The sequence below is a fragment of the Paenibacillus sp. KS1 genome, assembly GCF_001680695.1.
GTDB classification, from domain to species: Bacteria; Bacillota; Bacilli; order Paenibacillales; family Paenibacillaceae; genus Paenibacillus_B; species Paenibacillus_B suaedae.
The window spans coordinates 68,337-74,336 of sequence record NZ_MAIS01000022.1 but is presented as its reverse complement, the minus strand read 5'-3'; the positions used below and the strand labels follow the sequence as shown (position 1 = coordinate 74,336).

Annotated in this window: 7 protein-coding genes; 5 read left to right on the top strand and 2 right to left on the bottom strand. The window is 50.1% G+C overall.

What is annotated here, in order from left to right; genetic code table 11:
- Positions 1-126: 126 nt before the first annotated feature.
- Positions 127-1,512: an adenosylmethionine--8-amino-7-oxononanoate transaminase gene (gene bioA / locus BBG47_RS09880; RefSeq protein ID WP_065291601.1), complete on the bottom strand. Its 1,386-nt coding sequence runs from the start codon at positions 1,510-1,512 to the stop codon at positions 127-129.
- A 448-nt stretch (positions 1,513-1,960) separates the two neighbouring features.
- On the opposite strand from bioA, the gene BBG47_RS09875 reads away from it, so the two are divergent.
- From BBG47_RS09875 to BBG47_RS29435, 5 genes are all read left to right on the top strand, one after another.
- Positions 1,961-2,914 carry an ABC transporter ATP-binding protein gene (locus BBG47_RS09875; RefSeq protein ID WP_175400510.1) on the top strand — a complete coding sequence of 318 codons (954 nt, stop codon included), beginning with the start codon at positions 1,961-1,963 and terminating at the stop codon, positions 2,912-2,914.
- The gene (locus BBG47_RS09870; protein WP_083189206.1) at positions 2,911-3,741 is read left to right on the top strand and encodes an ABC transporter permease; all 831 of its coding nucleotides are present in this window, start codon (positions 2,911-2,913) and stop codon (positions 3,739-3,741) included. The genes BBG47_RS09875 and BBG47_RS09870 overlap by 4 nt, the downstream gene beginning before the upstream one ends.
- Positions 3,742-3,896: 155 nt before the next feature.
- Positions 3,897-4,298 carry a holo-ACP synthase gene (gene acpS, locus BBG47_RS09865; RefSeq protein ID WP_021261197.1) on the top strand — a complete coding sequence of 134 codons (402 nt, stop codon included), beginning with the start codon at positions 3,897-3,899 and terminating at the stop codon, positions 4,296-4,298.
- Between the two features lie 20 nt (positions 4,299-4,318).
- Positions 4,319-5,263 carry a phosphotransferase enzyme family protein gene (locus BBG47_RS09860; protein ID WP_065291600.1) on the top strand — a complete coding sequence of 315 codons (945 nt, stop codon included), beginning with the start codon at positions 4,319-4,321 and terminating at the stop codon, positions 5,261-5,263.
- A gap of 31 nt (positions 5,264-5,294) precedes the next feature.
- Positions 5,295-5,570 (top strand): hypothetical protein, encoded by a 276-nt coding sequence (locus tag BBG47_RS29435; RefSeq protein WP_139070696.1) that lies wholly within the window; start codon positions 5,295-5,297, stop codon positions 5,568-5,570.
- Positions 5,571-5,664: 94 nt separating this feature from the next.
- On the opposite strand, the gene BBG47_RS09855 is transcribed toward BBG47_RS29435, so the two are convergent.
- Positions 5,665-5,940 carry a hypothetical protein gene (locus BBG47_RS09855; protein WP_065291599.1) on the bottom strand — a complete coding sequence of 92 codons (276 nt, stop codon included), beginning with the start codon at positions 5,938-5,940 and terminating at the stop codon, positions 5,665-5,667.
- Positions 5,941-6,000 lie beyond the last annotated feature (60 nt).

Below are 6,000 nucleotides of genomic sequence, written 5' to 3'. Positions count from 1 at the left end.
AAGACCAAGACCAAGACCAAGACCAAGACCGAATCCGAATCCGAATCCCCAGCCTAAGCCACAGTCATCTTTCTATGATTTGTTTCTTTATGTTTAACTGGCTTAATTTCTCCGCTTGTTCCCTGTTTACTCTAAGCACGCTGGCGCTTGCAGCTGCAGAACGCGGCGGAGCACCCGGATGGTGCGAGCGGCGATGTCATGGACATCGTCTGGCGTGGCGCATAGCGGCAGCCAGAAGTAGAGGGTGTCCCCGAGCGGGCGGAGGATGAGTCCATCCTCGAAGCCCGCCTCGTACATTTGCGCCCCGATGCGCTGCTCGGGCGCAAATGGTTTGCGGTGTTCGACATCCTCATATAGGTCGAACGCCGCAACGAACCCGAGCTGCCGCACATTTGCAACGTGTGGCAGCTCGGCAATGCCGCGCATCGCCAAACTGAGCGCGGCAATGGTGTCCTGCGCTCGTTCGAGTGTATGCTCCTCCTCGAACAGGCGCAGGGAAGCGAGGGCCACGGCGCACGCCACCGGATTGCCGGTGAAGCTGTGGCCGTGGAAGAATGTCTTCTGCGCCGCGTAATCATCGTAGAACGCGGCGTAGATGCTGTCGCGGCACAGTGTAGCCGCGAGCGGCATTATGCCTGCGGTCAGCCCCTTGCTGAGACACATGATGTCGGGGCTGACCCCGGCGTGCTCACAGGCGAACATCTTGCCCGTTCGCCCGAACCCCGTTGCGACCTCGTCCGCAATAAGGTGGACATCGTACGCAGAGCACAGCTCGCGCAAGCCTTGCATATAAGCGGCAGGCGTCATGATCATGCCACCAGCGCCCATCAGCATCGGCTCGACGAGGATGCCCGCGAGTGTATCACCCTCGCGTTCGAACAGCTCGCGCACCGGCGCTAGTGCCGCCTCCGCGACCTCCCGCTCGCCAATAGGGCCGGATATGCGAGTAGTGCGCATATCCGGCGCAGGCACGCGGTGGGCATGGAACAGAAGCGGCTTGAAAAGTGAATGGTAGAGCGGAACTCCGCCCACACTTACCGCGCCCAATGTATCACCATGATAGCTGCCATCCAAATAAACAAACCTTGTCTTCGAAGGGCGGCCAATCTGCTGCCAGTATTGAAAGGACATCTTAATAGCGACTTCCACAGCAGTCGATCCATTGTCCGAATAGAATACCTTATTTAGCCCCTCGGGGCTAAGCTGGACAAGCTTCTCCGCCAGTTCTATCCCTGGGGCATGAGTTAAGCCGCTGAACATAATGTGATCGAACTGATCCAACTGCTCGGCTATCGCGGCCTTAATGCGTGGATGCCCATGTCCGTGAAGGTTGCACCACCAAGAAGACACGGTGTCGTAATAGCGACGCCCTTCTGCATCGTATACATACATGCCCTCCGCACGTTCAATTAACACATGATCACGATCGGCATACTCCTTCATTTGTGTAAAGGGATGCCAGACATACGAACGATCCTTATGTAGAAGAGATTCCCGTCTTTCTGTTTCCATCTCATTTCCAGCTCCTTTGTAAATAACGAACGCTCTGAATCTTTAATGTTAACTGATTATTATAAATAAAGGTTAACATTGAAGATTCGGCAGGGCAAGAACTTTACACGAGGGGGGAGTGCAGCAAATTTTCATCAACAGGAGGGTATTGTCTGAAGAGAGACACTATCTGCAGGGGGATTTCGTCAACAGGAGTGTATTGCTTATAGAGAGACACTAACTACAGGGAGACTTCGCCTACAGGAGAGCGTTGCCTAAAGAGAGACACTGTCTACAGTGAAACTCCGCTTATGGAGGACATCGTCAGCAGGGAGAACGCCGTCTATAAGTACTCCGTCTACGGACGGAGCAGCTTATTCACCTGGAGAACGAATATAAGATCCATCGATGGTCGGTTGTTGATACTAAACCTGTTAGGTATTATTTACCATATAGGGAGGGGTGGAACGTGAATCCTGTTATTTATGAACTCGACCATGTGAGTCAAATGTATAAACGCGGCAAGGTGAAGGCGAATGTAGATATTTCGCTGCAAGTGCAAGAAGGTGAAATATTGGGGGTGCTTGGCCCCAATGGAGCGGGCAAATCAACCCTGATCAAGCAGATGATCGGACACCTGGAACCTACAGAAGGAAAGGTGCTATTCAAGGGTATGGATGTATCGCGCCATACGAAATATGTGGCACAGCAGGTTGCCTATTTCTCGCAGGATCCGCATGTTTTGTCTGTGTTGAAAGCACAAGAAGCGCTGGAGTTTACCGGGCGCCTGCGAGGGATGACAAAATCGGACGCCATAAGACAGTCAGCGGAGTTGCTGGAGATGGTGGGATTGTCTGACTTTCGCGATAAGCAGCTAAAGCATTTGTCTGGAGGGCAACGGCGGATGATTGGCATCGGGACTGCATTGATCGGCCGTCTTCCAGTCCTTATTTTCGACGAGCCGACGAATGAACTGGATCCCACGAACCGCCGCCTCGTATGGAATTTAATTAAGGAACGCAATCGTGAAGGGGCGACCATTATCCTAGTTACGCACAACGTGCTTGAGGCAGAGCAGGTAGTGGATCGGGTTGCAGTGGTCAATCATGGACGCTTGCTAGTAATTGATGCGGTCGCCAAGCTGAAGCAGAAGGTCGATCAGCGGCTCAAATTCGAGCTGACCACGGAGTTTGGCCGCCGTGAGGCTGCCGAGCAGGCTTTGAGACAGTGGGGACAGCTTCATATTGATGGCGAGAACCGGCTTCGTTTGCTCGTAGACAAATCAGAAGCGAGCCTTGTGCTCGATTATATTGTTCGTTCTCCTCACTTGCCGATCGAGGAATACGCGGTAAAGCCGCCAAGTTTAGAGGATGTGTATTTCCATATTGATCGTCAAGCAGAGCAGGAGGTGCAGGATGTATGAAATCAGAAGCAGCAAGCAGATCTGATATCGTTAGCCAGTCTGCAGTCAAATCAGCAGTCCCATTCGCAGGTACAAGAGGAATTGGGCGGAAGTTGACAGAGTTTATAATCCTAATCCGAATTCAATACGCCAACATTCGAGACACATGGGTGTGGGTTCTGTTGATGTCAACAATGTTTCCATTTACAACCATGCTATTCATGATTTCTTTTACTGACAATCCGAGTCATGAAGCATTGATCCGGGTCATTGCCGGCAACCTCATATTCGGTATTATCGTAACGGGGATGAACTCGATGGGGCAGGAGATATCGTGGCAGAAGCATCAAGGTCATTTTACGTACTACTTGTCATTGCCGATATCCAAGCTGAACTTCGTAATTGCCAATATGCTGAAAGGCTTAATGAGTGCCCTTCCGTCCTTTGTATTGCTTGCATCATTTGGGAAATGGGGATACGGCATTGATTTTCATATTACATGGGCGCTGCCGATTGTTGTGCTATTGTCCTTGACCAGTGTTGTTGGCGTCGGTGTAGGCATCGGGTTCTGGTCGCCGAATCATCAGCTGACAAATATGCTTGTGCAGGCGCTGATGATGTTCGTTACATTTCTGTCGCCCGTCATGGTTGATATGCATCAGCTGCCATCATTATTGCAGTGGGTGGCCTATATTTTTCCGACCACATATGCGGCAGAGGCGATGCGGGGAGTGCTTTTGACAGGATGGACAACAGATGTCATGCTGAACAGCATCGTACTGCTGGGGTACAGCATAGTATCGATTCTTGTAATTCATTTCTTGGTGAAATGGCGTGTAGGCGAATAATTGATTCCGGAGCGTATGTGGGCGCTGTCAGCCGTTATAGGTTGGGCAGCGCCTCTTGCATGTGATACAATTACCGCAAGATTAATTTCATGTATATATCTGGAAGCGTTGGTCTGCAATTGATCGGCGAAGCCGCATGGAAGGAGAGGATCAGGATGATACATGGATTAGGGCATGACATCATCGAAATTGAGCGTGTCAACAAGCTGCTGCATGACCACATCGGTGTACGATTTATCGCTCGTATACTAACAGAACGCGAACAGGCCGTATATGCGACCAAGGGAGGAAGGCAGGTCGAATTCGCTGCTGGCCGATTCGCTGCCAAGGAAGCGATCGTGAAGGCGTTTGGAACGGGAATCGGAGAAGTGATCTCCTTCCAAGACATCGAGATATTGCCGGATCAGCTCGGCAAGCCGATTGCCCGATTGAGCAAAGCTGCTTGGCAGCGGCTCGGCTTGTCCAGCAGCGAATATCGCATTCATCTTAGCATCTCGCACCAGCCGAGCATTGCGTCGGCACAGGCTATTGTAGAATGGCGTACGTCAGATACATAGTGGAATGGGGGAGTAAGATTATGGCGCCGGAAGAAGTGCTTCTGGAGGTATGTGACTACATCGGGTGCGACAGGTCGGAATTGCATATAATTGGTGGTTACGATCTTAATGTATACGAGGCAGCTATTGTAGGGAGAAGTCCTGTCATTATAAAGCTATATGAGCATGGAATTCATAATACGGCACATATTCAGTCTGAAGTGGAATGGGTGCAATATCTTCATGAATACGGTATTCCGGTTGCAGCACCGCTTTCTTTAAGAGGTCAACTTGTTCATTCCCTGCCAACTCACTTTTTTACGATATATGAGAAGATATTAGGCCAACGAATCCAGATCCATGATGAGCAAGTGTGGAATGAACGCTTATTCAAGGATTGGGGGGCAGCCCTTGCGCAGATGCATGCAGCTTCAGAAGCTTACGATGGATCTCCTCTTGTCCGTCCGCATTGGAAGGAGCATGCACTGTACCAGCAAGAGCATCATCAGCTTGATCCGACTGTGCGGAGCAAATGGGAGCAGTACTGCAAATGGTTGTCTGAACAGACGGTTACTCCCGCAGAGTATGGAATTGTTCACGGTGATCTTCATCAGGGCAATCTCCTGATTAAACAGAATACCCCAGTTATCATTGACTTCGGAGACAGCGAATACCATTGGTACGCATATGATGTGGCGATCGCCATCTATCATGCTGTCTCCACTGTGCAAGCTCCAGAAGAACGGCGCAACTTCGCCGAGCGCTTCCATGATGCAATGATGGAAGGCTATGCGAGCCACCGCTCCACGAGGCTTATTACACCACGATTGAATGACTTCATCGATTTTCGACATGTATTTTCCTATGTGTATCACCATACCTATGCAGACTTTAGCAAGTTGACGGATCAGCAAGTACTCTTTATGCAAAATATGAAACAGTCCATCATCCAGCAGGATCATTTTTTAGGATTTGCACTTGCGTAGCAGTTAAGCGGAGAGTTCGGAGTGTGTATGCTTGATTCGCCATGTCCACGTACAGACCCTGGTTGTACGTCCGCCCTTATTTGCCAGTTCGAACGTTGAGGAAGTTCAGGCGTCGGGCAACCTTCAGCTAAGCTTTAGTGGCTATACAGAGGATGTGGTGAATGAAGGGTTTCGAAGCGGTTTGTTCACTCTTGGCGAGCGTAGGGAGTCGCGTGTTCCATTACTAAGCGAGGTAGGGGAATCGGCTGTCGACCATTGGTATGATAGGCAGCATGTGAGCGGGAGCGGAACCTTTTCACCAGGATAATAATGAACAGCGTAAATAGAAGATGGGGTTCCCGACAAGGGTACCCCATTTTTATGTAAGAGTCTGCTAAATAATGATAAGCATGAAGCGTTTATTAGGCCTCAAGAGCGTCTACATATTGCTTCGCTTCTACGAGCGACAAGCCAAGCACTTCTCTCGCCTTTTTGACTGCGGCTACTTTCTTGCCGTCGCGTACAAGCTGAAGCACCTCGTCTTGAACAGGATGTCGAGACATGCCGTCTTCTTGGGCGATGTGGTCATAACTTACCTGCATTGCCTTGATGCGTGCCTCCATGGCACTTACCTTGTTGTACACAGATAAGCATACGAATAACGTGATGAGTGATATCGTGATAGATAGGTATTCCATTCGAACATCCCCTTTCGATCCCTATATATCAATTATCTATTATCTATTATAGCTGAAAGG